This window comes from Pseudomonas sp. GL_117, from assembly GCF_057835125.1.
In genome coordinates this window covers 3267489-3293362 of sequence record NZ_CM174418.1, presented here as the reverse complement: position 1 = coordinate 3293362, position 25874 = coordinate 3267489, and the positions used below count along the sequence as shown (strand labels likewise).

The following is a 25874-nucleotide window of genomic DNA, read 5'->3' as shown; positions in this document are numbered from 1 at the left end:
TCTACAAGCAACATTTCACCACGACAGGGACTGAGCTTATGACGGCGCCGGACAACGATCATGTGAACTGGCTGGTTGAACAGTCGATGCTGCACGCGGCACGCCAGCGTGCGCGGCTCTATTCCGGGCACGGGCGCCTGTGGCAACAGCCCTACGCACAAACCCGGCCACGGGATGCATCAGCGTTGTCGTCGGTGTGGTTCACCGCGTACCCGGCGTCGATCGTGACGCGCGAGGGCGGCACGGTGCTGGAGGCGCTGGGCGATGAAAGCCTGTGGCAGGCGCTGTCGAAGATCGGCATCCAGGGCATCCATAACGGCCCGCTGAAGATGTCCGGCGGCTTGAGCGGCACACGGCACACGCCGACCATCGACGGCAATTTCGATCGCATCAGTTTCCAGATCGACCCGCAACTGGGCAGCGAGGCGCAGTTGCAGGCGCTGACGCGCATGGCGGCTGCGCACAATGCGGTGATCATCGATGACGTGATCCCGTCCCACACCGGCAAAGGCGCCGACTTCCGCCTGGCCGAGATGGCCTACGAGGACTATCCCGGGCTGTACCACATGGTGGAGATCCGCGAAGAAGACTGGCCACTGCTGCCCGAGGTCGTCGACGGCCAGGATGCGCACAACCTCAGCCCGCTGCAGGTGGATGCACTCCGCGACAAGCACTACATCGTCGGCCAGTTGCAGCGGGTGATTTTCTTCGAGCCTGGGGTCAAGGAAACCGACTGGAGCGCCACGCCCGTGGTCATCGGCGTGGACGGCAAACCGCGCCGCTGGGTGTACCTGCATTACTTCAAGGCAGGCCAGCCGTCGTTGAACTGGCTGGACCCCAGTTTCGCCGCGCAGCAGATGATCATCGGCGACGCCTTGCATGCCATCGACGTAATGGGCGCGAAGATCCTGCGCCTCGACGCCAACGGTTTCCTTGGCGTGGAGCGCAAGGCCGACGGCACGGCCTGGTCGGAAAGCCATCCGCTGTCGATCACCGGCAACCAATTGCTCGGCGGCGCGATCCGCAAGGCCGGAGGTTTCAGTTTCCAGGAGCTGAACCTGACCGTGGACGACATTGCAGCGATGTCCCATGGCGGTGCGGACCTGTCCTACGATTTCATTACCCGGCCTGCCTACCAGCACGCCTTGCTGATGGGGGACACCGAGTTCCTGCGCCTGATGCTGCGCCAGATGCACAGCCTGGGCATCGACCCCGGTTCGTTGATCCATGCGCTGCAAAACCACGATGAACTGACCCTGGAACTGGTGCACTTCTGGACGTTGCATGCCCACGACAGCTTCGTTTACCAGGGCCAGACCTTTCCCGGCAACAGCCTGCGCGAGCACATCCGCGAGCAGATGTATGAACGCCTGACGGGTGAACAGGCGCCGTACAACCTCAAGTTCGTCACCAATGGCGTGGCCTGCACCACGGCCAGCATCATCACGGCGGCGTTGGGGATTCGCGATTTGGCGGCGATCACGCCGGAGGATGTGGGGCAAATCCGACAGATCCATCTGCTGCTGGTGATGTACAACGCCATGCAGCCGGGGGTATTTGCCTTGTCCGGCTGGGATCTGGTGGGGGCGTTGCCGTTGCCGGCGGATGAGGTGGCGCATTTGATGGGCGATGGCGATACGCGCTGGATTCACCGTGGCGCCTACGACCTGGTGGACTTGAACCCCGCCGCCGAACAGTCGGCCGGGCACATGCCCCGTGCGCACAGCTTGTACGGCAGCCTGAACAGCCAATTGCAGGACCCTGAATCGTTTGCCTCGCAGTTGCAAAAAATCCTCGCGGTGCGCCGCGCGTACGACATTGCCGCGAGCCGCCAGATCCTGGTGCCGGATGTGCAGCACCCGGGGTTGCTGATCATGGTCCACGAACTGCCGGCGGGCAAAGGCACCCAGATCACCGCGCTCAACTTCGGCGCCACACCGCTTACCGAAACCCTGCGCCTGCCCGGCATTGCGCCAGGGCCGGTGGTGGACATTATCAATGAACGGGTCGAGGGGGATCTGACGCAGGAGGGTGAATTCACCATTACCCTGGATGCATACGAAGGCTTGGCCTTACGAATCGTCAGCACTACCCCCATGTAGTGAGCGGGCTTGCCCGCGCTGGGGGGCGAAGCCGCCCCAAACGGTACGCCGCAGTGGGTCAGGAAGAACGAGGTGCCTGGATTTGGGGCGGCTGCGCCCCCCAGCGCGGGTGTAGAACCGTAGACATCCTTTACATCTGAAACCGGGGACATCGTTTACACATTTTAGGCTTGGACGCGGCCCATGCCTCGTCCAAGCCTCCCTAGGGGATAGTCACACAGGTACAGATCCCAAACATCATCTTCAACTTCTTTGAGCGCAATCCGCTCTCCTGATAGCGCTTCGCTTACAAACAACAACTTTCCTTTCCACATGATTGAGCCGTTCTGTCTGACGCTTCGTACTTTCATTTCCGCGGCATACTCCACATCCGGCAGACATCCTGGATAAGGTCGAGTAGACGGCACATATACTTCACCCGGGCGCTTCATGCCCAGCGCCTCGTGAGGTCGTATGTAATTGAATTCATGTCGAAAATGCTCCAGCAAGAGCTGCTGCTCAACCAGGTTTTTCCCCAGTGGCAACTCAAACTTCAAACTACGATGCATCCGTTCGTGCCGGCCGTTCTGGGCAGGTCTTCCCGGCATGGTTCGCTCCGGGTAAATACCCAGGCGGATCCACCAAACTGCCAGTGTGGACATTCTTGCCAGGCCTGGAGAAGCAAAAGGAACGCCGTTGTCAGAGCGAATGACTTCCGGCATCCCGTACTCTTGAAAAAGCCTCTCGAATGCCTGTTTGACGGGCAAGGTCTTGATTTTGGGGTGAGCCCTGCAGGCCAAAATCAAGCGAGAGGCATGGTCCGTAACGGTCAGGGGATAGCACATCTGGGCGTTGAGCATCTTGAACTGCCCCTTGTAATCAACGCACCACGTCTTGTTGGGCTCGTTGGCTTCGCGCATTTCCCTGTGAGCAGTGCTGTGCCGTCGCTTGAAGCGCCGTTTACTGACAAGCCCAAGCCGGTCAAGCCATTGGCCTGCCGTGCTGGGCGATGGCCAGGCGACTGACGGATCCTCGATTCGTAATAGCCTGACAAGCTTCTTCGGCCCCCATTTATCGTGGGTTTCTTTCATCGCCACTATGCGAGCCAAGATCTCATCGTCAGTCTTGTTTGGGCTGGTATGAGGTCGTCGAGACAGCTCTGCCAACGACTTCAAATCGCCGTCAACGTGACGAGAGATCCATTTATCTACAGTTGGTCGACTGACGCCGAAGCGCCGAGCTAGCTGGCTTTTGCTGAAGTCACCAGAAAGCCAGTCGATGACCAGTTTGATTCGTTGATCCATGGGAGACTCTTGGTTCCAGGGCATGATCAGTTACCTCCTGATCATGCGTATTAACCTGTAAACCATGTCCCCGGTTAGATATGTAAACGATGTCCCCGGTTTGTACCGGGGCAAGCCCGCTCACTACAGGTTTAGGGCCAGGGGGTTGGGGCGGGTTTGGGTTGTTTCCTGAAGTAGGCAGTGCGCAAGTAGCGCGCCAATCGCCAGATGCCGTAGGCAACCACCGCAGCCAACAGGCTACCGGCCACATAGCCAATCGTCAGGCCGATCTCGTACGAACTCAGGTAGCCCCGGCGCCATAGCCGGATGGCATCAAGGATAGACCTGGGGGTTTGGACCCACACCAAGATGGATAAGCCATAAACCGGGATGGAGGCCAATAAACGTAGCCAGTAAACGGTCGTGCTCATCAGTGATTTCTTCCTTGGGGTGTGTAGCCGAACGCCGCATGTTAAGGCTTTTTTATGCCAAGTTCACCCCAGCGGCGCTGGCGTATTGTTCCCTGAGCGGCGTAGGGGCGGCTTACGCGTTGATCGGAATCGACAGTGTCGCCCGCAGGCCGCCTTCTGCTCGGTTAGCCAGCTCGATTCGCCCACCCAATCGGGTTGCGATGGTGTTGACGATGGTCAGCCCCAACCCCGCGCCCTTAGGGTTGCCGCGGTTGTAGAAGCGTTCGAACAACCGCGCCCGGTCCGCCTCATGGATACCTGGGCCTTGATCGTCGACGCTCAAGTGGTAAAACCCGTCAGCCTGGGTCAGTTGCACAGTGATCACGCCATGTTCCGGGGAGAAGTTGGCAGCGTTGCTGATCAGGTTGTTCAGGGCGATGTCGATGGCAATGGGATCGGAGAGGGTGTTGAAGGGGTGGTCGCTGACGTCAAAAGCCAGTTCCAGGTGCCTGCTCAGCAGCCATGGCGTGAGCTGCACCAGGCTGTTGCGGACGGTTTCGCCGAGGTCGATGGGTTTGTAGGCGGGCGCGGTGGCCTGGGGTTCGAGTCGGGCCATGGTCAGCAATTGACTGACCAGGCGGCTGGTACGATCGACGCCGGCGATGAGAAATTCGAGTGACTCGTGGCGCTCCTGTTCGGTGCCGGCCTCCAGCAGGTTTTGCGCGTGAACCCGCAGTACCGCCAGGGGCGTGCGCATTTCGTGGGCGGCATCGGCGATGAAGCGCCGTTCACGCCCCAACACCTCCTGAATCTGCGCGAGCATGCGGTTGAGCGCGGTCTGCATCGGCTCCAGCTCGCTGGGCAGCGGCGTCAGTTGCAGCGGTTCAAGGGCGCCACTGTGCCGCGCGCGCAGGGTCGCGGCCATGTTGGCCAGGGGTTTGAGGCCCCAGCCGATGGCGAACCAGATCATTGTGGCAAGCACCAGGCTGCCGATCAGGTTCAGCCACAACGTATGGCGGACGATGCGACTGACCAGTTCCGCACGCACGTCATAGCGTTCGCCGGCCCAGATGCGCAAACCGTTCTGTTTATCCTCCAGGAGGAAGGACCGCCAGTGGTGCTTGTTCAGGTCTTGCGTATCACTGAAGCCGGGCTGGGTGGGTGGCGTGGAAAAGGAAGGCGCGCTGGCGGTGCGCACCAGGACTTCGCCTTGGGGGTTCCACACCTCAAAGGCGATCTTTCTTTCGTAGCGATGGCCATCACCCCGAGGCACGGCTTCAGCCAGCGCCGAGTTGAAGGCTTGATACAGGTTGGCGCGTTCCTGCCCGGCCAACGGCATGCGCATGACGCCTTGCAGCAGGCGCGCGTTCTGCGCCAATTGCGCGTCGTAGACCTCGGCGATTTCGTGGTTGCTGTCGTGCAGGCTGAAAAGGCTGAGCACTGCCAGGCCGGCCAGCATCAGGCCGATGACCAGGGTCAGGCTACGGCGGCGGATCGAGCTCATGGGCGCTCCTCCACCAGGTAGCCTACGCCGCGAATGGTGCGGATCAGGTCGGCGCAGAATTTCTTGCGCAGGTGATAGATGTGCACCTCCAGGGTGTTGCTTTCGGCTTCCTCGTTCCAGCCGTAGAGCAGCTGTGTCAGTTGATCGCGGGTCATGACCCGGCCCGGTGGCGACAGCAGCTCGTGCAGCAGTTGATACTCCTTGGGCGTGAGCACCACCGGCTGGCCGAGATAGCTGACCTGCTGGGTGCCGGGGTTGAGGCTGATACCGGCGTGTTCGATCAGCATTTGCGCGCGCCCTGCACTGCGTCGCAGCAAGGCGCGCAGGCGGGCCTTGAGTTCGGCGAGGTCGAAGGGCTTGATCAGGTAGTCGTCGGCGCCGGCGTCCAGCCCTGCGATGCGGTCTTCGGTGGCATCACGGGCGGTGAGGATCAGCACCGGCAGGTTTGAACCGCTGTCACGCAGGCGGCGTAATACGTCGAGACCGTCCATGCGCGGCAGGCCGAGGTCGAGCACCGCCAGGTCAAAGGTTTCACTGAGCAAGGCGTGCAGCGCGCTGGCGCCATCCTTGAGCCAGTCGACGGTATAGCCTTCGCGCCCCAGCGCCTGCTGAACGCCCTCGCCGAGGGCCACATCATCCTCGATCAGTAATAGACGCACACGGACTCCTTTGAGTCGGGATTGTTGTTCACGCCCACCGGCCATGGGCGCAACGCCGCTCCCAAGGGGGGCGGCGAGTGGAGTATCCGGGCCATTTCTTAACCAAGGCTGAAGGTAAAAAAACCGACGTAACCGTCGATCTTCAGATTGTCTTAAGACTATCAGAGCAGGGTGGCAACCGACTCGAGACTGCCGAACGAATCGGCCGTCGCTTACGATCATCACGAGGCTATTATGACCCGCGACACCGCTGTCACCCGTTATGGAAAACTGTCGATCACTTTGCACTGGCTGATGCTGGTGCTGTTCGTCGGTGTCTATGCCTGCGTTGAAATCAAGGGCTTGCTGCCCCGAGGCAGCGAGGCGCGAAGCCTGTTCATGGGATTGCATGGGGTGTTTGGCGCGAGCATCTTCGTCCTGGTGTGGGTTCGCCTGCTCGCCCGCCTGTCGCCGCGCCCGCCGATCACGCCGACACCGCCGGCATGGCAGACCGCACTCGCGCACCTGATGCACCTGGCCCTGTATGTGTTGATGATCGTCACCCCGGTGCTGGCCTGGCTGATGCTCGCCGCCGGCGACAAAGCCTTTCCGTACTTCGGCTTTCATCTGCCGGCGCTGGTGGCGGTCGACCCCGACCTGGCCAAGCAGCTCAAGGGGTGGCACGAATGGCTTGGCAGTGCGGGCTATTGGCTGATCGGCCTGCATGCGGCGGCAGGGTTGCTGCATCACTATTGGGTGCGGGACAACACCCTGGACCGCATGCTGGGTGGGCGTGAGCGCTCCTAGTAGGCCTGGATGTTCAGTCCGACAGGGGGTGCGGTGAAACTACCCATACGCTGCACGGCATTTTGTACAACACCCGTTCCACCGTGCTGCCGATCAACTGGCTGATACCCCGGTGGCCGACGCGACCCATGACCACCATGTCGATGTCGTAGCTGGCGGCGTAGTTGCAGAGCACCTTGGCCGGGTTGCCCATGACCAGGTGCCGGCGTTCTTCTGGAATCCCGTTGCGTTCGGCCAGCACGCGGAAAGCATCGGCCTGGGCATCCAATAGTGACTTGGCGGCACCTGAGGAGAAAAACGCCATGGCCTTATCGATGCCAAGTTCATTGGCGCTGCTCGATGACAGGTCATGGGCGTAGAGCACATCCAGCTCAGCATTGCAGGCGCTGGCCAGTTTCACCGCTTCGCGCAGGATTCTGTCGTTGAGGTCGGCGTATTGGCCGTCGCGGTGAAACGGGTCCACAGCGGCGAGGATCTTGCGCGGCAGGGCATGCTTGGCGTGGCTGACAAAATGCAGCGGCACCGGGCATTCGCGTAACAAGTGGATGTCCAGCGGCGTAAACATCAGGCGCGACATGAACGGCTCCGGGACCAAGGCCTTGATCAGCACCGCCATGGGCTGCTCTCTCAGATGAGTGAGAATTTCCTGCAGCGCTCGTTCCACCCAGACCACCTCGGTGGTGACGGCTATACCGATGTTGCGCAGTGGCCGTGCCTGGTCTTCCAACCATTGGCGATGACGTTCGACGTAGCCGATGCGCATCTGTTCCAGTGCCTGCTCGTTGACCATACCGGCTGTCGCCAGCCCGTCAAGGTAGTCGAAGGCCACGATATGCAGGGCCGCATCCGACGCCTTGGCGAGTGCCGCGGCCCGGTCCAAGGCGGGGCTGTGTTCCATCAGCGGTGAGATGATCAGCATGAAACGCGGTTGTCCGGACATGGCGAAGCTCCCTTGGCAAGGTGTGTCGAGTCGATGCCAACAGGCTGCGCCTGGCGCGATCCGGCTGGTTGATCTTTGTCAAACAACGCATACCCGCATCCGGTTGCCTGACAGGTGGTCCACCCGGCGGTACGTCTCGCTTTATTGATCATTATCAAACCCGGGCCAGGCAGTCCGGTGCAGCCTGGGCCAAGCGTCGAACCCACCAGGAGAAGATAATGGCCACTATGAAAGCGGCGATATTCGTCGAAAACAATCGCATCGTGCTCGAAGACAAGCCGATTCCGGAGGTCGGCCCGCTGGACGCATTGATTCGAATAACCACCACCACCATTTGCGGTACGGATGTGCACATCCTGCGAGGCGAATACCCGGTGGCCAAGGGCCTGACGGTGGGTCACGAGCCGGTGGGCATCATCGAGCGGCTGGGGTCCCAGGTGCGTGGATTTGTCGAAGGGCAGCGCGTGATTGCCGGCGCCATCACCCCCAGCGGCCAGAGTTACGCCTGCCTGTGTGGCTGTGGTTCCCAGGATGGCCCGGATACTCGCCATGGTTTTCGGGCTATCGGCGGCTGGAAGTTCGGCAACACCATCGACGGCTGCCAGGCTGAATATGTGCTGGTGCCTGATGCGTTGGCCAACCTCTGCCCGATTCCCGACGGCCTGAGTGATGAACAGGTGCTTATGTGCCCGGACATCATGTCCACCGGCTTTTCCGGCGCCGAGCGCGGTGAAGTGAAGATCGGCGATACCGTAGCCGTCTTTGCCCTGGGGCCGATTGGCTTGTGTGCAATTGCCGGTGCCCGGCTCAAAGGCGCCAGCACCATCATAGGGGTGGATGCCGTGGCCGAGCGCATGACGGTGGCGCGTGGATTGGGGGCTACCCATGTGGTCAATTTCAAGGACGGCGATGTGGTCGAACAGATCATGGCCCTGACCGACGGGCGCGGGGTGGATGTGTCGATCGAAGCGCTCGGCACCCAGGGCACCTTTGAATCGGCGTTGCGCGTATTGCGTCCCGGTGGTCGCCTGTCGAGCCTGGGCGTGTATTCCAAAGACCTGCACATACCGCTCGATGCCTTTGCGGCAGGGCTGGGCGATTACAGCATCGTTACGACGCTGTGCCCTGGCGGCAAGGAACGTATGCGCCGCTTGATGGCCGTCGTGCGTAGCGGGTTGGTGGATCTGTCGCCGCTGGTCACTCACCGATTCCGTCTCGACGACATTGAAGCGGCCTACGACCTGTTTGCACACCAGCGGGACGGGGTCATGAAAGTTGCAATCACGCCGTGACCCGGGGCGTGGCATCGGCCTGCGGTTCACTCGATTGCGTCGTTGAGTGAGCCGCATCGGCTGTCAGCGCAGGCGATGGCAGCCTGTGATCAGTTGTCTGAGCCCCTCCATATTCTGGATATTGACCTCGCGCCCGCTTATTTCCACCAGTCCCAGTTCACGCAGGTGAGCGATGCTCCGGCAGATGGTTTCGAGGCGCAGGCCCAGGTAGGAACCGATGTCCTCCCGATACATTTTCAGCACAAAATGGCTGGACGAGTACCCGCGCATACTCAAGCGTTGCGATAGGTTCAGCAGAAAAGCGCCGAGGCGTTCATCTGAATTCATGTTGCCCAGCATCATCAGCACCTCGTGATCGCGAACGATTTCGCGGCTGAAGATCTTGTTCAGGTTGTGTTGCAGCGAAGGCAGGTCCCGCGCGAGTCGCTCCAGATGCCGGTAATGAATAGGGCAGACCTCACTGTCCTCCAAGGCAAAGGCATTTCCAGCGTGTGCACCACTGCTGATGGCATCCAGGCCGAGCATCTCGCCGCAAATCTGGAAGCCCGTGACCTGCTCGCGACCATCAACCGTGAGTGCAGTGGTTTTGAAGGAGCCGATGCGCACTGCGTACAGCGCACTGAATGGGTCGCCGGTGCGATACAGTGCATTGCCTTTTTTGACCTTGATGCGCTGCAAGATCATTTGGTCCAGGCGTTCGACCTCTCGCCCTGTAAGCCCGAGCGGTAGGCACAACTCCAGCACGCCGCAATTGGCGCAGGCCGCCTTGACGGAGCGGCGCTGATAGTTGACTTCAGACATGGCTGACCTTGCGCCCCCCCTGTAAAAGTCAGCTAAGAGTAGCGGCGCAAAAGTTCATACGTTCGTTTGGTTCAATTTAATTCAATAAAAGGCGACGAACGGTCCTGCGGTGATGGCGTGAACCCTGTGATCAAAGAAAACCCCTGTCGTTATCCTGGCAGGGGCAAGTGGGGCAAGCCTCAGTCGGCCTTGATGGGCACGACCTTGTCCGCCTTCATGGCTTCGGGCTTCTTGGGCAATGAGATGTTCAGTACGCCATTGCTGAAGCTGGCTTCGATCTTCTCGGCATCCACACCTTTGGGCAGGCTGAATACCCGTTCAAACGAGCCGTAGTGACGCTCGCTGAGGTGGTAGCCTTTGTTTTTTTCAACCTTCTCCGCTTTCTTTTCCCCCTTGATGATCAGGTTGCCGTTGGACAGCTTGAGCTCGATGCTCTTCTGATCCATGCCGGGCAGTTCGGCGCTGATTTCAAAGCTTTTGTCCTTCTCGGTGATGTCCACGGCGGGCAGGCGCTGGCCGATCCGTTCGTGCCGCCACAGTGGTTCGAGATCAAACAAGCCGCGACTGAAGGGCGACAGCCCTGAACCGCGATTGAAATCGGCAAACAGGTGATCGACCTGCTGCCGGAGTTTTTCAAAGGGCTGCCACAGGTCTGACGACAAGGGATGCTGATTGGACTTGGCCTCGGTCTGGATCGGCATTTTTTTCTCGGAATTGCTCATCTTGACGACTCCTCTTGGGTGAAGGGCAGGCGGCACACTCCCGGTACGCCAGGCCGCCCTGAAAAAACACGGTGTGAGCGCGCTCCTCACAAGGTCAGTGCCCCCGTCCACAACATTCGGCCGGCAAAGGCCGCGGCGGCCCAGATGATGATCAACAGGCCCGTTTCGGCGCCGTTGAGGGGTTGGCCCTGACGGGCTTTCATGCTGGCCAGATAAATCAACGAGCCTGGCGCGTACAGCAAGGCACTGAGCAGCATGTATTTGGGGCCGGCGGCATACAGCAGCCACACGCAATACACCGTGGCTACCAAGGCAATGCCCGCGTCACGGGCTCGCAGGCCAGAATGGCCCTCGTAAGTCAGGCCTTGCCAGGCCAGTTTCAGGGCATAGAGGCCGCTGAACAGGTACGGCAGCAGAATCATTGAGGTCGCCAGGGAAATCAGCGCGAGATAGCTGGCGCTTGAGTAAAGCGTGAGCAACAGAAACAGCTGAATGCAGCCGTTGGTGATCCACAGCGCATGGCTGGGCACACCGTGCACGTTTTCCGTTGCCAGCATCCCAGGCATGACGTTCTCTTTGGCCGGCGTGAAGACCGACTCGGCGGCCAACAGCGTCCAGGCGAGCAGGGCGCCTCCCACCGAGATGATCAAGCCGATGCTGATCAGCACCGCGCCCCAAGGGCCGGTCGCAGCCTCAAGCACACCGGCCATGGACGGGTTCTTCAAGGTCGCCAGCTCGGGTTGCTTGAGGATGCCCAGTGACAACAGGGACACCGCAATCAACAGCAACAAGGTGATGACGAACCCGATCACGGTGGCACGCCCGACATTTTTGCGTTCGGCCGCACGCGCCGAGAAAACGTTGGCCCCTTCGATCCCGATGAACACCCAAACGGTCACCAGCATGGTGCTTTTGACTTGATCGAGGGTGCTGCCCAAATCAGGCGAGCCCCAGAAGCCGACAGCGAAGGTTTCGCGCCGGAAGGCCACGATCACCAGGCCGATGAACAGCAACAAGGGCACGATTTTGGCCACCGTCGTCAGTGCATTGGCGCGGGCCGCGGTGCGCATGCCTCGTAAAATCATCCAATGCAGCGACCACAGCAGTATCGAGGCGCCGGCAACGGCGACGGCGTTATTGCCTTCGCCGAACATCGGGAAGAAGTAACTCAAGGCTGCAAACAGAATCACCAGGTAGCTGACGTTGCCGATCCAGGCACTGATCCAGTAGCCCCAGGCGGAATTGAACCCGAGGAACTCGCCCCCCAAGACCCGGGCGTAGGCGAATACGCCGTTGTCCAGCGCCGGCTGGCGGTTGGACAAGGTTTGATAAACCAGCGCCAACGAAAGCATGCCGATGCCGGTGATCACCCAACCTATCAGGATCGCTCCGGCACCCGCATGGGCGGCCATGTTCTGCGGCAGGCTGAAAATGCCGCTGCCAATCATCGAACCGATCACAAGGGCCACCAGCAGGCTCAGGGAGAGCCGCCGGGAGTCGGCTCTTTGCAAACTGCCTGCGATGGGTTGCCCTGCGGGAGGAACGGTTGAGTGGGTGTCTTGCAGGTGCGTAGTCATAGAAGCCTCCACGAAACGAGGGTTTCTACACTCACCGCGTAGGGTGGTGTGAATGCTGGCTCAAATGTCCCCGTGAATCCTCAGTGGTCGTTTGATTTAAGTCAGAAAGTGTAAACACACCGTGTTTTCGGGCAGCCGCGACGCACGTCGTCATCCAGGGCGTGAGGGTGTCCCACCCGGATTGTTGATCATGATCAACTCCCGGCAACGTCGCCCGGCGCAGTCTGGGTCAGCGGGAGAGCCTTGCAGCAAACGTCTTGGGCGCCCTGAATATGGGCCAGACACGACCATCAGCCGGAGGTGAATGTTGATAACCAGGACGCCGCGCAGACGGTTTTCGGCCAATGCCAGGCCCGGCCCGACGCAACCGCCGGGGTTGCGCCGCCATGCATGAAACACCGGGGCTGGCGGGCGCCGCCGCGGCGCTGGGGATCGGGCTGTTGATCGGTCTTGAGCGCGAACGGCATAAAGGTCGGGGCGACAGCCGTGCCTGTGCCGGGTTGCGCACGTTTGCGATCACAGCGTTGCTGGGTTACGTGGCGATGCAGGTTGGCGGAGCGCTATTGCTGGGGATCGTGGGCGGCTGCCTGGCATTGCTGGTCAGTGTGGCCTATTGGCGCAGCCTGGGCAGCGATCCGGGCGTGACCAGCGAAGTGGCCTTGCTCACGGTGTTGTTGCTTGGTGCACTGTGCGGTACAGCACCGGAACAGGCGATTGCCATTGGCGTGGTGATGGCGGGGTTGCTGGCTTACCGAGAGAAACTCCATCACTTTGCCCGTAGCCAGTTGACCGAAGCCGAGATGCGCGACGGCCTGGTGTTGCTGATCGCTGCGCTGGTGGTGTTGCCGCTGACCCCTGATCGCTTCATCGGTCCCTACTCGGCGCTCAACTTGCGCACCTTGTGCACATTGACCGTGATGCTGATGGCGGTGGGGGCCATTGGCCATATCGCCGTGCGCACGTTGGGTGTTCGTTACGGCTATGTCGTCAGCGCCATCGCCTCCGGTTTTGCCTCCAGCACCATGACCATCGCGGCGATGGGGCACATTGCGCGCAAAGAGCCGGATAACCTCAAGGTATTGAGTGCGGCGGCCATTCTGTCGAATCTGGCCACGGTGGCCCAGGTTGCACTGATCCTCGGCGCGGTCGATACCGCCTTGTTGCCGTACATGTGGGGGCCGCTGCTGGCCGGGCTTGGCGTCACGCTGCTGTTCAGCGCTTGCCTGCTCTTCCCGAAAACCGCGGGTATCGCCAGCCGGCCGATCAAGGTCGGCGGGGCGTTCAACCTCAAACTTGCGCTGGCGGTCACTTTGACCATGGCCGGGATGACGTTTTTATCGTCACTGATGCTTGATCGTTTTGGTCAGACGGGCGTGATGCTCACGGCCATCTTCAGCGGCTTGGCCGACGCCCATTCGTCCACGGCCTCGATTGCCTCGCTTGCCAAAGGCGGGCACCTGGCCTATAGCGCCGTTGCCCCGCCCGTGCTGTTGGCGGTCAGCAGCAATGCGCTGAGCAAATGCCTGTTGGCCTGGATCAGCGGTGGGCGACGCTTTGCCACGTATGTCATCCCCGGGCAGATTCTGCTGACCTCGGCCATGTGGGTCGCGCTGCTGGTGCATTGAACGATGATTTGCCCGATGACTGACAAAGATCAAGTGGGTCGTCGGGCGAGGGGATCAGCCTTGGAGTATTCCCAGCCATCGCTCAAGTGCCGAGGTGCACCATGTCACAGATACCGCGTTTACTCTTGATCGCCCCGTCAGCCATGACCCATACGCCGGCCTTCGAACGTGCAGCGGCGTTGGCGCAAGCCTTGCGACAGCCCCTGCATATCGTGGCGTTTGACTATTTACAGGCGCTGGCGGTGGCCGACCTGTTCGCGCCCGAACAGATCGCCGCGGTCCGCGATGCGTATCTGGAAAAGCACCGCCACTGGCTTGAAGAACAGGCGAGCCGGATGCGCGAATACGGTGTCACGGTCACCAGCGAGGTGGTGTGGGTGCGCGATCCGTATGCGGAGATCCTGCACTTCATCAAAGAAATGCCGCTGACGATGATCATCAAGGATGCCCGCGAGGAGTCGGTGGTGAAACGGGTGTTCTACACCCCACTGGACTGGCAACTGTTGCGGGATTGCCCGGTCCCGGTGCACCTGGTGACCAACGCCCAGAACCCGCACCCCCGTCGTATCCTGGCGATCATTGATGTGTTGCGCAGCGAAGACCAGGACCTGGTATTCAACGATCAGATTCTCGCTGCCGCGTCGAAACTGGCCGAGGTCTGCAATGCTCAGGTTGAATTGCTGCATGCGTACGACTGGACGGCTGCGTACACGCTGGACATGGGCTTCGGCGCCTTGCCCCTGGCCACCGGCATTTACGAAGCCGAGGGCGTGGCACAGCGTGAAGCGTTCGCGGCGATAGCCGAGCGCCATGGCGTTGCGGCCGACTGCCGTCACTTCATCGAGGGTGTACCGGTGTCGGTCATTTGCCAATTCGTCGAACAACACCAAGTCGATGTAATTGTGGCGGGTACGGTGCAACACAAAGGGCTGAGCAAACTGTTGGGCACCACTGCCGAACAGCTCCTGCACCGTGCGCCTTGTAGCCTGTTGGCGATCAAGCCGGGCCGGGGGCTATAGCGGCCGCAGCCGGCGAGCGCCCCGACGCTCGTCGGGGCCAGACGTTACAAGCGTAGGCTGTGAATCACCTGGTGGGGGTCTGCAGGGTCAGCCTGCCGCGCAAAGCCCAGCGCCTGGGCCAGGTCGCGCATGGGCGCATTGCTGGCGGCATCGACTGAATACATCCGGCGCATACCATTGTTGTGCGCCGCCTTGATCAGGTGCTTCATCAGCAGCGTCCCCAACCCCAGATGCGTCCATTCATCCGCGACCGTCACGGCACATTCACATTCATGCTCGCCGGTGGCGGCATAGCGGCTTACACCGATCTCGATCAGTTGACCATTGTCATGCACCAACGCCACGTAGGCCATGCGCAGCCGGTTATCGGTGTCCATCAATTGATTAAGCAAGGTCCCGGACGGCTCGCTGATCTGCCCCAGAAAACGCATGTGCCGCGATTCGGGCGACAAGTGTTTGATGAAAGCGTATTCACGCTCCCGATCCTTTTCGCTCAAGGGCCTGATCAGCACGTGGCGGCCGTCCGTGAGCGCTTCAATCCAGTGTTGGCCGGTGCTCGTGGCATAAATCGCGGCGGCCCGTTCATTGTGCTCTTTGACGCTAAGCATGAGTAAACCCTCTGTTCGGTTTAAAACACGGGCGCGCACAGCACACCCCGCAGACGCTTCTTTTGTACGCCACCGGCGGGGCAAGAATCTGATCTGAATCAGAGATACGGCCTTCTTACGCTAAGTTCAGCCCAACAGGGCTGGCGTGATGCTGGCAGTGCAGCGTATAAAGTTGCCCTGCAGGGCCCAGAAACAAATTGAAATATCCGCAGCAGCTCTTCCAGTCGCAACCGAGTACTCAATATGATCGTCAATGTCGCCACTGTTCCAAGCGCAGTTCCTACCACGCCAGCGGCCACCAGTCCCGCGAGCGCAGACACGACTGCCGAGTCGTCGAGCAGCACCACCGCGACTACCGCCACCAGTGCCAGCAAACGCGCAACTGCTGCCGGTGGCGGGGCTTCCGGCAGTTCATCGACGCAAACGTCCGACACTGTCAAACAACTGAAAAAACAGATTGAACAGTTGCAAAAGCAACTTCAGGCCCAGCAGCAGGCGCTGCAAAAAGCCCAGTCCGGCAAGCTAAGTGAAGAGGCCAAGGCGGCTGCGGTTGCCGCGGCCCAGGTGCAGATTGCTGCGACGACGGCGGCATTGCAGACCGCTACGGCAGCGTTGTTGCAGGCAGTGACCGCCGAGGGTAGCGACACGTCGGGTACGTTGGTCAGTACCACCGCCTGAGGCTGGATTTCATCAGAGTGCTCGGCCCAGCGGTCTTAACGCACGCCGTAAAAGTGGTTCAGCACTAACAACTCAACCACCGCCACCATCGTGCAAACCACCAGGAAGCCTGGGGTGAACACCCGCTTGCGATTGGACGTGTAGCCGTCCGGCCAGATCGCCCCCGTGAAGCAGGTAAACAGGAGCATGCAGGCCAGGAGTGCATAGGTCCACGCCTTGCTCGATGTGCCTTGTGTTCGCCATTGTGTCATCCGGGGGCTCCGTCGCTCGGGGGGGCGTAGCTTAACGCCTTCGGGGTAACAACAGCGGGTTATCGTCACCGGCTGCCTCGCAACCTAGACTTCGTGCACGTTCTCCACTCCTCAAATGAGCGCGCGTGCGTGCGCGGATCTGGAGCAAGGTCAAAAGTGGGACGTAAGGTTGATCACCTGGGAACCGACGCAACGGCAGAAGCGCGATGACCGGAGTTCTTGGCGGGAAGAGCAGTGTTGCGCAGGTAGCGTGCCGGAGAGGTGCCCAGGGTTTTACGAAACATGGAGATAAACGAGCTGACTGACTCGTAGCCGAGGGCTTCGGCCGTCCTCTGTACCGACAACCCCTCGGCCAGGCTTTGCAGCGCGACAATGATCTGCCATTGCTTGCGCCACTGGCCGAAGGTCAGGCCCGTTTCGCCTTTTACCAGGCGCGACAGCGAGCGTTCACTCATGGCCACATGGTGCGCCCAGCTCGCCATGGTGGCGCGATTGGCTGGATCTTGCGCCAGCGCCCGAGCGATTGTGCGAAGCGCGGTTGATGCCGGCAACGGCAGGTACAGCTGTTCGGTGGGGGCCAGCTCAAGCTCTTCCAGCAACACGTTGGCCAGCCGCGCAGTGCGCGAGTGTGGAGGGTAATTCTGGGCCTGGTCACTGAGGTGGAGGATCAGCTCGAGGATCAGGGGCGACAGCGCCAGCGTACAGCAGTGGTCTGGCAGTAACGCAACGCCGGGCTCTACGAACAGAAAGCACACCTGCCCGTTGGCCGTCACACGGTTGCTGTGGGCCACGCCCCCTGGTATCCACACGCCAAAACCCGACGGGACCATCCACACGCCGTCCTCGCCCGTACACACAATGCCACCGCCATACGCCACGACCAGTTGCCCCTTGCGGTGCTTGTGTACCGCGGACTCACTGTCGTTGCGTTGTGTTTCCAGCCTCAGTGCGACGGCAGGTTGAACAAGCGTGTCGTACTCGAACTGATCGACGTGTAAAGGTTGGATTTCGGCCATGGCATGCAATCGAGAGGTTGTCTGGATTTGATTATATTCTGGCAGTCTACTCAATATCGGCAGTGGTGGTAATTGCTTAGCATCATCAACAAGCCCCCTGCAGGAAGGGGAGATGCTACAGCCCCTTGAACCCGGTATTTGCCATGTTTAGCGAAGTCTCCATCGCCAACCTGTATTTCCCACCTTTGTTGATCTACCTGGGCGTGTCGGTCCTGGCCTACACGCTTATCGAGAACCTGACCCGCCGTTGGCTGGATTGGGCCTGGCACCCGGCACTGGCGCGTTTTTTTGTCTCGCTCATCGTCCTGTCGACGATGGTCGTCAATTGTTGAGTGGGGCAGGTCATGTCTATCGTCAAAATTCTCAAACCGGCGCTCACCCTGTTGCTTGGTGTGCTGGCCCTGGTGTTCTGTTTGCAACTATGGCGGGCGTACGTCCTGGCCCCGTGGACGCGTGACGGGAGGGTCAGTGCGCAGGTTATCCGTATCGCTCCGGAGGTGTCCGGCCAAGTCGATCGGTTGCCAGCCAGGGACAATCAATGGGTGGCAAAGGGCGATTTGCTCTATTGCATCGATGCGCGCGCTTATCAATTGGCCCTACAGCAGCGCACGGCGCAGTTTGCCGAGGCGCGCAGTGTGTTCGAGCAACGCAGCGCCCAACTCAAGCGGCGAGCCCAGTTGGCCGGGGCCATTGCCCAGGAAGAGATTGATAACGCCGCCCGCGACCTGGCCGTTGCCCGAGCGCGCCTGGACGCAGCTGCCCACCAGGTCGCCCAAGCGCAGCTCGACGTGGAGCGCACGACCATTCGTTCGCCGGTAGACGGCTACGTCACTCAACTGCGCTTGCAACCCGGTGACTACGCACAGGCTGGCATTACCAACCTGTTCGTCGTCGATGGCCATAGTTTCTGGGTCACGGCCTATTTTGAGGAGACCAAGCTGCCGGCCGTGCGGGTCGGCTCCCCGGTCTCCATCAAGCTGATGGGGTTTGCCCCGCTATTGGAAGGGCACGTGGCAAGCATGGGCAGGGGGATCGCCGATGTTAATGAAGTGCGTAATGCCAACGGCTTGCCCGAGGTGAGCCCGACCTTCAGCTGGATTCGGTTGGCCCAGCGCGTACCCGTGCGCATTGAGTTGGATCAGGTGCCGGAGGGCGTGGAGTTGGTGGCGGGCATGACCGCCAGTGTCGAAGTCAAGGAGTCGAGCGCTGCGCCACGCTGGCGGCTCACCCAATGGCTGCAGGCGTTCCTGTGATGACGAGCCGGCTGACACACCTTTTCGCGAGCATTGCGCGGCCCTGGACGTCCGTCACGTTCTTCTACGTGTTGCGCAGTATCTTGGCCGCAGGTCTGGCGCTGTGGCTTGGCTTTGAACTGCATCTGGACGCCCCGTTCGCGGGCGCATCCACCGTGTTGTTGTTGCTACAGCCCATCCAGGGGGCGGTTCGTGGCAAGGGTGTCTATCGGATGCTGGGTACCCTGGTCGGCCTGGTCGCGGCGGTAGTGCTGACAGGCCTGTTCGCACAACAGATGCTGTTGTTCCTGCTCGGTATCGCTCTGTGGCTGGGCCTGTGCGTCAGTGCAATGACCGTTTTGTGCCATTATCAGGCCACGGCGGCGGTGGTGGCGGGCTATACCGTCTGCCTGGCGCTGGGCCCTGCCATCGTTGCGCCGCAACTGGGGTTTGAGCACATCATCACCCGTGGTACGGCGGTCGCATTGGGGGTGCTGAGCTTGAGCCTGGTGGTCACGCTGTTCAGTGCCAAGACCATGGAGGGCAAGGTGCGCAGCGCGCTGGTTGGCATCTGTGCCCGCAGTGCCCGACTGCTCGCCGCGCGACTCACCAGCGAGCCTATCGCAGCGTTGACAGCACAACGTCACCAGCTCGCGATGGACATCGGCAAGGTGGACGATCAACTGGGACTCGCCCGTGGGGAGTCGGCGCTGATTCGCTCCCGGCAACTGGCGATTCAAGCAGGCCTGGCGCATTTGCAATCGGCGGTGCTGGACGTGCACCTGGACGATGCCGCCCCTGGCGTCGATCCCGTGCTGCTGGCGGACAATGCCAGCGCGCTACTGCAACTGGGTGAGCGCCTGGCGGGTAGTCGCTGCACCTTCCAGGTGGCGGCCGATACGGTAGGGCAACTGCGTCGCTTGGCGGATGAGCATGCAGACTCAACTCAAGGCTCGCGGTTGTTCAGCGAACGCTTGCACGAGCAATTGACGGATTTGACTGAGGCCTTGCTGAACTTCTCCAGCCTCGATCAGCGACGCCCGGCGCAGGTCCGCGCCGTGGGCTACCACCGCCATTACGCGGACGCGGCACGAAACGGCATCCGGGCCGTGCTCGCAACCCTGGCCACGGGGGCGGTCTGGTACTTCAGCGGCTGGAATCAAGGGCCGACGCTGCTGGCAGTCTTGGGCCCAGGTTGCACGCTGCTGGCCACGGCCGCGGCGCCGGCGCAGGGTATGGCCAGTTTTATACGTGGCACGCTCTACGCCATTGTGGCGGCTGCGCTGTGCAAGTTCCTGTTGATGCCCCAGATCAACGGTTTCCCGCTGTTATTTATGCTGTTGGCGGCGTTCTGGTCGTTGGGGGTCCATGCGACGAGCCAACCGCGTCACGCCTTGCAAGGCATCGCCTACCTGATCGGGTTCAACACCCTGGTAAGCACGGGTGCCATCGCCTCCTATGATTTCGCCGACTTTGCGAACCAGGCGCTGGCGTGGATTGTTGCAATGCTGATCTGCTTATTGGCATTCCAGATCTTGCCCAGAGATCCGGTTAAACATATTCGGGCGTTGAAACGTTCACTGCATAAGCACACACGCCAGCTACTTCGTCTTGCAAGCACGATCGACCACGCTAAGTGGCAGGCCAGGCAGCAATCTCGAATCGTCGCGTTGATCAATTTGCTCGGCGCCGATAACCGGCACGATTACCGGGCGGGCTACATGTCCCTGCAATTGAGTAAGCAATTGCGCCGGTTACAGGCTAAGGCGAAGCGTGTTGAGCCGGGCTCGCCCGTCGCCCATTGCGCACAAAGCGGCGCCCGGCGGATAGCTCGTTGGGCGGGTGACCCGACGATCTGCGCGGCGCAGGCTCGCCGCACATCAAGGTCGATGAGAAGGCTTGGCGCGCACGCTTTAGCGACCAGTTACCAAGACTTGGCCTGGCTGCTGGAGCAATACGCGCAGCTCGCGCGTTCCACGCCCTGAGTCATACACCCAGGCATGACCGCATGGCACCACACGGGCGCCGTAGGCTTCTGCGCGCCGACTATTTGGATTTCAACCAACCCAGGTGATACGCAATGAAAAAACTGACACTCGTAATGGCCACCGCGTGGATAGCCTGCGCGCCACTCTCGGCCCTGGCTTCTGACGGCGCTGAAGCACTGATGCGGTGGCATGAGGCATTCCATAAAGAACAACACCGGCAACAGACAGCTCCCCGGCAAGACGCTGCTTCCAAGCGCAACGACTCACCCACCCAGCCCATCGAGAAGCCTGGGCGTCGTTGAGCTGCCAGTTTCCGGTGCACCCCTGTCACGGCAGGGCGGCGACGGTTAGAGTGAATTCAGCGCCTTTATGAGCTAGCGTTCATGCAAGCGTCTTTCTGATATTTCGCCGGATACCGCCCCTATGAGAGATTTGCCGCCCACCGCGACATTGCGTGCGTTCGAAGTTGCCACTCGCCACCCGACATTCACCGCAGCCGCGCAGGAGCTGCATGTGACCCAGAGCGCCGTCAGCCACCAGCTCAAGCATCTTGAGGCGCTTTGGGGGCTGCAGTTGTTCGAACGTGGCAAGGCGTTACGGTTGACGGCCGCGGGGGCAACGCTGGCGCCCATCGTGCGCGAATTCTTCATCAGCCTGGAGGCGACTTTGGGCGACCTGCGCGAGCAAAAAGGCCGGGTTCGACTGCGCGTCAGCACCACCTATTCCTTCGCGCTCAAATGGCTGCTACCACGCTTGCCGCTGCTCTCTCGCCAGCACCCGGAGCTGTTGGTCTCGCTGGATACCACGGACAAAATCATCCACTTCTCTCACGGCCAGGCGGATGTTGCGATCAGGCTCGGCAAGGGTGCTTACCCAGGTCTGTATTCGGAGTTTTTGTTTGGGGAGCAGGTATTTCCTGTGGCCAGCCCTGAACTGCTACGACGCGTCGGGACACCGCAGAGCCCTGCACAGTTGCTGGATTTGCCACTGCTGACGCGTGATGGTGCCGAGCTGGTACCTAAATGGGAGGCGTGGTTTCAAGCCGTCGGGCTGGCCTATTTGCCGCTCAAGGAAAGCGTCAGATTTGGCGACACCAACATGACGGTCGAGGCGGCTTTGCTCGGCCAAGGCGTGGCATTGGTGCGCAGCGGGCATGTCGAGAACGAAATCGCCGATGGCCGTTTGGTTCGGCTGTTCGACGTGCCGCTTCCATCGCCGCTTGCGTACTACTTCGTCTGCCCCAAGGGCATCGAATCGCAACCGCATGTCGCCAGCTTTCGCCAATGGCTCGTCAGTGAGGCGCTGAAAGTACAACGAGTGCAAGCGTAATGCATGAGTATCCGTTCATGCTGCAATGAGGATACTTCGCTTTTGTCTCGGAAACGGATTGCCTAGAGTGGCGCATGCCTATTCATATCGTCTTGCTGGTTCTTTTCGCCGCGCTCCTGCATGCAAGCTGGAATGCGCTGCTGCGCAGCGGTAACGATCGCCTGTGGTCCATGACGGTGATGTGCATTGCCATTGCAATAGTCTGTGCCGTCGCCGCCGCCTTCATGGTCCCACCGGCCATGGAAAGCTGGAGCTACGCGCTGCTTTCTGGGTTACTGCATGTGGGCTACAACTTGTTCCTGGTGCGCAGTTACCGAGTTGGCGACCTGGGGCAGATCTATCCGATTTCACGCGGATCGTCGCCGGTGCTGATCACCTTGGGGGCCGCGGTTTTTGCCGGAGAAAGCATCAGCCCTGGCGAGTTGCTCGGTGTGGCGCTGGTGTCAGGCGGGATTGTTTCGCTGGCCTTCAAAGGGCGCAGTCTGTCGGTTCCCAGCTTGCCCTATGCGCTGGGAACAGGCTGCTTCATTGCGGCCTACAGCGTTGTCGACGGCATAGGCGCCAGACTATCCGGTGCACCGTTGTCCTACGCCGTGTGGATGTGCGCCCTGTGGGGCGTGCTGATGCCGGTGGTTTACATCGGTCTGCGTGGTCCGCGCAGCTTGTTCTCGGTTCGGCCAGGAATGCTTACCGCCATGGGCGGCGGTCTGGTCTCTTTGCTTGCGTATGCAATGGTCATCTACGCCATGAACGAAGCGCCCCTGGGCGCGGTCTCCGCATTGCGCGAAACCAGCGTGTTGTTTGCGTTGTTGATCGGTTATGTGTTCCTCGGCGAGACGCTTACAGCGCGCCGGATACTGGCGTGCGTCGTGATCGCCAGCGGTACCCTCATTATCGGCTGATACGGCCGACTGGCCAGGAGGTAGGTTCAATGATCAACGTCTCAAAGGCACCGCTGATTCTGATCACCGGAGGAAGTCGTGGAGTGGGGGCGGCCACCGCCCGGTTGGCTGCCGCACGCGGTTATGACGTCGCCATCAGCTACGTCGCCCACGAGGCCGCCGCGCTGGCAGTGGTTGCGGATGTCGAAGCACTGGGGCGCAGGGCGTTGGCGGTGCGCGCCGACAGTGCGGACCCGCAACAGGTGGCCGATTTGTTCGCGGCCATCGACCGCTCGTTCGGACGTATTGACGTACTGGTCAATAACGCCGGGATGCTGGCGCCTCAGTCACGCCTGGAAGGCCTTGGCTTCGAGCGGATGCAGCGCATTTTTGCGGTCAATTCCATTGGGCCGATACTCTGTGCCCAGCAGGCGGTGAAGCGCATGTCTTACCGTCACAACGGCCCGGGCGGCGTGGTGATCAATGTCTCTTCGGCCTCGGCGCGTCTCGGCAGCCCCAATGAATACATCGACTATGCGGCCTCAAAGGGCGCCCTGGAGACGTTTACCATTGGGTTTGCAAAGGAAGTGGCCCGGGAAGGCATACGCGTCAACGGTATTCGCCCCGGGCATATTTACACCGACATGCATGCCAGTGGTGGTGAGCCGGGCCGGGTCGATCGGGTCAAGGACTCGATCCCCATGGGGCGGGGTGGCCAGCCGGAGGAAGTGGCACAGGCAATTCTATGGCTCGCCAGCGAGCAGGCATCATTCGTCACCGGCACATTTCTCGACGTGACGGGTGGTAAATAAGCCAGCGCCACGGATCAGCGACTGGGTGCGCTCGGCTTCAACGGGCAGTCGCCTACCTGACCTTGCGACTCAAGCCAGGTGTGTTGCCCGTAATGCGTTTGAAGGCGCGACTGAACGCGGCCTGGGAGGTGTAGCCCAAACGCTGCGCTACCTCTTCAATCGGCAGCCGTTCGAGGGTCAGCCACTGGCTTGCAAGGCGCATTCGCAGTTCGGTGACATAGCGCAGCGGGCTCATGCCAATCGTTACCTGGAAGCGGTCCGCGAAGACCGAGCGTGAGGTATTGCATTGCTCTGCCAACTGCGCAACGGTCCAGTCACGGCCCGGTTGTTGGTGCAGTGCAAGCAGGGCGCCGGCCAAGCGTGGATCGCGCAAGGCGGCGACCAAGCCAGAGGCATTCCCGCAGGCGCACTCCACCCAGCCGCGCACGACCATGGCCGCCACCACGTCGGCCAAGCGCGCGAGGATACCGGCGAAGCCGATACGTGCAGCGCTGACCTCGCGTTCCATGGTTGCCAGGATAGGCACCAGTCCGGGGTAACGCTGGCCGCCGGCATCGATCAACATCAGGCCCGGCATCAGCCGGCCAAGGCCGTGGAGACTGCCCAGTTCAAACTCCATGCAGCCACTGAACACAATAGTGCTCGGCGTGGGGCTGCCATCGGTTCCGGTATCCACTGCGCTGACGGCTTCGCCGAGGGGGGCGCCGTCTAGAAGGTCGATGTCTTGAACAGGCACGTGCGGATCGGAAAACAGTTGATGGGCCGCGCCATGGGAAATGAACACGGCGTTGCCCGCACCCAGCGCGTAGGTGGTTCCGTCCTCCATCCGCAGCACGGCATTGCCGACGGCCATGAAGTGGAACCAGGCATGCCCAGGTTTTTCAGCAAAGCCCAAACCGAAGGTGGGTCCCGCTTGAATACGCCGGTATTCGACGCCGCGCAGGCGCATGCCGCGTAACAGTTCGGTGATGAGGTCCGAGGAGAGCGCAAACTGATCTGTAAGCATTGTTCAGGTGTTTTGGTCAAAAAGTAGAGACTTTAGATCATAGATCATCCGGATTCCCGCGCCTAGACTGCGGATCGCCATGAAGATTGGGAGATCCGTGCAATGACTGACTGTGTGTGTAATTCCGTATCCGACCGCCATCCCGGCGTCGTCCCGGACGTGGAGCCTGCCACCCCCGCGTGGATGGCCGTGTTTTCGCTGGCAATGGGCGTGTTCGGATTACTGACCGCCGAGTACCTTCCGGCCAGCTTGTTGACGCTGATGGCGAACGACCTGGGCGTGTCCGAAGCGCTGGCGGGCCAAGCGGTCACAGTGACTGCGGTGGTGGCGCTGTTCGCGGGCTTATTGGTCCCGGGCCTGACCCGCGGCATCGACCGCCGTTGGGTGTTGCTGGGGTTTTCCACCTTGATGGTTGCCTCCAATCTGTTGGTCGCCGTTTCCTCCAGCTTCGCGGTGCTGTTGTTGATGCGTATCTTGCTGGGCATTGCCCTTGGCGGGTTCTGGAGCATGGCGGCGGCGGTCGCGATGCGCTTGGTACCGAGTGCGTTGTTGCCACGGGCGCTTTCGATCATTTTCAGCGGCATTGCCATCGGCACCGTCGTTGCAGTGCCGCTGGGCAGCTATCTGGGCGGGCTGTATGGCTGGCGCAGCGCATTCTTTGCGGCGGCAGCGGTCGGCATGGCCACTCTGGCGTTCCAGTCGTTCACTCTGCCGCGCCTGGCGCCGCGCCGGCCGGCACGTCTGCGCACCATCCTCGAAGTGCTGCAGCGCCCGGGCATCGCCATGGGGATGTTCGGTTGCGTGTTGGTGCACAGCGGGCACTTCGCGATGTTCACCTATGTTCGGCCATTTCTTGAGGGGACGACCGGCATCGGTACGCAGGGTCTGTCGCTGATGCTGTTGGGGTTTGGTGTGGCGAACTTCGTTGGCACGCTGTTGGCCGGAAAGCTGCTGGAGCGCTACCCGCTGGCCACGCTGGTGTTGATGCCCGCGCTGGTCGGCGTTGCAGCACTGGCGTTGGTGCTGTTGCCGGCCTCGATTGCGGGGCAGGCAGTACTGCTGAGCATCTGGGGCTTGGCCTTTGGTGGTGTGCCGGTGGCGTGGTCGAACTGGGTTGCCAGTGCAGTCCCTGATCAGGCCGAAAGCGCCGGGGGCATGGTGGTGGCTTCTGTGCAGTCAGCTATCGCAACCGGCGCCGCCGCTGGCGGTGTCGTGTTCAACCTCGGTGGCAGCGCAGGCGTATTCATCGCGGCGGCCGTGCTTATGCTGCTGGCCGCATTGCTGATTGCGCTGCGTGTCCGCGTCCCGGTTGCCCAGGGTTTAGGCCAGCCCAAGCCCGCGTTGCACCTTTGATCCGGTTTGCCAAACCGCGAT

The 25874-nt window shown here is 61.1% G+C and carries 25 protein-coding genes; 13 read left to right on the top strand and 12 right to left on the bottom strand.

Annotated elements, in window-relative coordinates:
- The first annotated feature begins 38 nt into the window (after positions 1-38).
- A complete protein-coding gene (treS, locus tag AC3ISR_RS14870; RefSeq protein ID WP_192299960.1) occupies positions 39-2102 on the top strand; it encodes a maltose alpha-D-glucosyltransferase in 2064 nt (687 codons plus the stop codon).
- A 164-nt stretch (positions 2103-2266) separates the two neighbouring features.
- Here the strand turns inward: treS and AC3ISR_RS14865 are convergent, their stop codons facing one another.
- The 4 genes from AC3ISR_RS14865 to AC3ISR_RS14850 form a co-directional block, all read right to left on the bottom strand.
- Positions 2267-3409, bottom strand: a complete 1143-nt coding sequence (locus AC3ISR_RS14865; RefSeq protein WP_489324335.1) for a helix-turn-helix domain-containing protein — start codon at positions 3407-3409, stop codon at positions 2267-2269.
- A gap of 107 nt (positions 3410-3516) precedes the next feature.
- Complete coding sequence (locus AC3ISR_RS14860) at positions 3517-3795, bottom strand: hypothetical protein (protein ID WP_192299961.1); 279 nt, start codon at positions 3793-3795, stop codon at positions 3517-3519.
- Positions 3796-3907: 112 nt separating this feature from the next.
- The gene (locus tag AC3ISR_RS14855) at positions 3908-5278 is read right to left on the bottom strand and encodes an ATP-binding protein (RefSeq protein ID WP_192299962.1); all 1371 of its coding nucleotides are present in this window, start codon (positions 5276-5278) and stop codon (positions 3908-3910) included.
- Positions 5275-5937, bottom strand: coding sequence for a response regulator (locus tag AC3ISR_RS14850; RefSeq protein WP_192299963.1), 663 nt, complete (start codon positions 5935-5937; stop codon positions 5275-5277). The genes AC3ISR_RS14855 and AC3ISR_RS14850 overlap by 4 nt, the downstream gene beginning before the upstream one ends.
- 234 nt (positions 5938-6171) lie before the next feature.
- Between AC3ISR_RS14850 and AC3ISR_RS14845 the strand changes: the two genes are divergently transcribed.
- A complete protein-coding gene (locus AC3ISR_RS14845; RefSeq protein ID WP_192299964.1) occupies positions 6172-6723 on the top strand; it encodes a cytochrome b in 552 nt (183 codons plus the stop codon).
- A gap of 13 nt (positions 6724-6736) precedes the next feature.
- Here AC3ISR_RS14845 and AC3ISR_RS14840 read toward each other — a convergent pair whose 3' ends face one another.
- On the bottom strand, positions 6737-7663 hold the full coding sequence (locus tag AC3ISR_RS14840; RefSeq protein WP_463983796.1) for a universal stress protein: 927 nt from the start codon (positions 7661-7663) through the stop codon (positions 6737-6739).
- A gap of 218 nt (positions 7664-7881) precedes the next feature.
- Here AC3ISR_RS14840 and AC3ISR_RS14835 point away from each other — a divergent pair, with 218 nt between their 5' ends.
- A complete protein-coding gene (locus tag AC3ISR_RS14835; RefSeq protein ID WP_226456897.1) occupies positions 7882-8955 on the top strand; it encodes an NAD(P)-dependent alcohol dehydrogenase in 1074 nt (357 codons plus the stop codon).
- A gap of 63 nt (positions 8956-9018) precedes the next feature.
- On the opposite strand, the gene AC3ISR_RS14830 is transcribed toward AC3ISR_RS14835, so the two are convergent.
- The 3 genes from AC3ISR_RS14830 to arcD all read right to left on the bottom strand — a co-directional run bounded on the left by AC3ISR_RS14830 (position 9019) and on the right by arcD (position 12055).
- Positions 9019-9756 carry a helix-turn-helix domain-containing protein gene (locus tag AC3ISR_RS14830; RefSeq protein ID WP_489324334.1) on the bottom strand — a complete coding sequence of 246 codons (738 nt, stop codon included), beginning with the start codon at positions 9754-9756 and terminating at the stop codon, positions 9019-9021.
- 179 nt (positions 9757-9935) lie between these two features.
- The gene (locus AC3ISR_RS14825) at positions 9936-10478 is read right to left on the bottom strand and encodes an Hsp20/alpha crystallin family protein (protein WP_192299968.1); all 543 of its coding nucleotides are present in this window, start codon (positions 10476-10478) and stop codon (positions 9936-9938) included.
- An 86-nt stretch (positions 10479-10564) separates the two neighbouring features.
- Positions 10565-12055 carry an arginine-ornithine antiporter gene (gene arcD / locus AC3ISR_RS14820; protein ID WP_192299969.1) on the bottom strand — a complete coding sequence of 497 codons (1491 nt, stop codon included), beginning with the start codon at positions 12053-12055 and terminating at the stop codon, positions 10565-10567.
- A gap of 386 nt (positions 12056-12441) precedes the next feature.
- Here arcD and AC3ISR_RS14815 point away from each other — a divergent pair, with 386 nt between their 5' ends.
- Positions 12442-13680, top strand: coding sequence for an MgtC/SapB family protein (locus AC3ISR_RS14815; protein WP_192300135.1), 1239 nt, complete (start codon positions 12442-12444; stop codon positions 13678-13680).
- A 101-nt stretch (positions 13681-13781) separates the two neighbouring features.
- Positions 13782-14699 carry a universal stress protein gene (locus AC3ISR_RS14810; RefSeq protein WP_489324333.1) on the top strand — a complete coding sequence of 306 codons (918 nt, stop codon included), beginning with the start codon at positions 13782-13784 and terminating at the stop codon, positions 14697-14699.
- A 44-nt stretch (positions 14700-14743) separates the two neighbouring features.
- On the opposite strand, the gene AC3ISR_RS14805 is transcribed toward AC3ISR_RS14810, so the two are convergent.
- Entirely contained in the window at positions 14744-15307 is a 564-nt protein-coding gene (locus tag AC3ISR_RS14805) for a GNAT family N-acetyltransferase (protein WP_192299971.1), read from the bottom strand.
- Positions 15308-15550: 243 nt separating this feature from the next.
- Between AC3ISR_RS14805 and AC3ISR_RS14800 the strand changes: the two genes are divergently transcribed.
- The gene (locus tag AC3ISR_RS14800) at positions 15551-15985 is read left to right on the top strand and encodes a hypothetical protein (RefSeq protein WP_192299972.1); all 435 of its coding nucleotides are present in this window, start codon (positions 15551-15553) and stop codon (positions 15983-15985) included.
- 35 nt (positions 15986-16020) lie between these two features.
- Here the strand turns inward: AC3ISR_RS14800 and AC3ISR_RS14795 are convergent, their stop codons facing one another.
- Both AC3ISR_RS14795 and AC3ISR_RS14790 read right to left on the bottom strand, forming a co-directional pair.
- Entirely contained in the window at positions 16021-16236 is a 216-nt protein-coding gene (locus AC3ISR_RS14795; protein WP_463983791.1) for a hypothetical protein, read from the bottom strand.
- A 173-nt stretch (positions 16237-16409) separates the two neighbouring features.
- Positions 16410-17252 carry an AraC family transcriptional regulator gene (locus AC3ISR_RS14790; protein WP_192299974.1) on the bottom strand — a complete coding sequence of 281 codons (843 nt, stop codon included), beginning with the start codon at positions 17250-17252 and terminating at the stop codon, positions 16410-16412.
- A gap of 143 nt (positions 17253-17395) precedes the next feature.
- On the opposite strand from AC3ISR_RS14790, the gene AC3ISR_RS14785 reads away from it, so the two are divergent.
- From AC3ISR_RS14785 to AC3ISR_RS14760, 6 genes are all read left to right on the top strand, one after another.
- Complete coding sequence (locus AC3ISR_RS14785; protein ID WP_192299975.1) at positions 17396-17584, top strand: DUF1656 domain-containing protein; 189 nt, start codon at positions 17396-17398, stop codon at positions 17582-17584.
- A 12-nt stretch (positions 17585-17596) separates the two neighbouring features.
- Positions 17597-18505: an efflux RND transporter periplasmic adaptor subunit gene (locus AC3ISR_RS14780; protein ID WP_463983790.1), complete on the top strand. Its 909-nt coding sequence runs from the start codon at positions 17597-17599 to the stop codon at positions 18503-18505.
- A complete protein-coding gene (locus AC3ISR_RS14775; protein ID WP_489324332.1) occupies positions 18505-20469 on the top strand; it encodes an FUSC family protein in 1965 nt (654 codons plus the stop codon). The genes AC3ISR_RS14780 and AC3ISR_RS14775 overlap by 1 nt, the downstream gene beginning before the upstream one ends.
- A 426-nt stretch (positions 20470-20895) precedes the next feature.
- A complete protein-coding gene (gene gcvA, locus AC3ISR_RS14770) occupies positions 20896-21801 on the top strand; it encodes a transcriptional regulator GcvA (RefSeq protein WP_192299978.1) in 906 nt (301 codons plus the stop codon).
- 74 nt (positions 21802-21875) lie between these two features.
- Positions 21876-22703: a DMT family transporter gene (locus tag AC3ISR_RS14765; protein WP_192299979.1), complete on the top strand. Its 828-nt coding sequence runs from the start codon at positions 21876-21878 to the stop codon at positions 22701-22703.
- 29 nt (positions 22704-22732) lie between these two features.
- Positions 22733-23494 (top strand): SDR family oxidoreductase, encoded by a 762-nt coding sequence (locus AC3ISR_RS14760; protein WP_192299980.1) that lies wholly within the window; start codon positions 22733-22735, stop codon positions 23492-23494.
- Positions 23495-23546: 52 nt separating this feature from the next.
- On the opposite strand, the gene AC3ISR_RS14755 is transcribed toward AC3ISR_RS14760, so the two are convergent.
- Positions 23547-24500 (bottom strand): AraC family transcriptional regulator, encoded by a 954-nt coding sequence (locus AC3ISR_RS14755; protein ID WP_489324331.1) that lies wholly within the window; start codon positions 24498-24500, stop codon positions 23547-23549.
- A gap of 102 nt (positions 24501-24602) precedes the next feature.
- On the opposite strand from AC3ISR_RS14755, the gene AC3ISR_RS14750 reads away from it, so the two are divergent.
- Complete coding sequence (locus AC3ISR_RS14750; RefSeq protein ID WP_192299982.1) at positions 24603-25853, top strand: MFS transporter; 1251 nt, start codon at positions 24603-24605, stop codon at positions 25851-25853.
- Positions 25854-25874 lie beyond the last annotated feature (21 nt).